A 296-nucleotide genomic window follows, 5' to 3' on the forward strand; every position below is an offset into this window, starting at 1 on the left:
GCGTCATATTCCCAGACAAGATTTTTCATCAGCTTTAGACAGCCGTTTTCTGCCCGTACTTCATCAATGGTAATACGGTTCGCTATCATATCATAAAGCAGAGTATATTCGATATATCCGTCATGCAAGGTCTTGTCGGTCAGCTCACAATACAAACCACTTTCCAATTTATCCTCTAACCGTAAAAGCTGGTCTTGATATTTTCCCAACGTGATTTCACAGCGGATATGGAGCAGTCCCTTTTCCATTTGATAATAAATCTTCGGAAACCAGACGATTTTTTCCCTTGATCTGCT

1 pseudogene is annotated in these 296 nt (G+C 40.5%); it reads right to left on the bottom strand.

Annotated elements, in window-relative coordinates:
- A pseudogene (locus HMPREF0373_RS06075) lies at positions 1 to 296 on the bottom strand (ATP-binding protein); the annotation flags it as partial.

The sequence above is a fragment of the Eubacterium ramulus ATCC 29099 genome, assembly GCF_000469345.1.
In the GTDB taxonomy this organism is placed as follows: domain Bacteria; phylum Bacillota; class Clostridia; order Lachnospirales; family Lachnospiraceae; genus Eubacterium_I; species Eubacterium_I ramulus.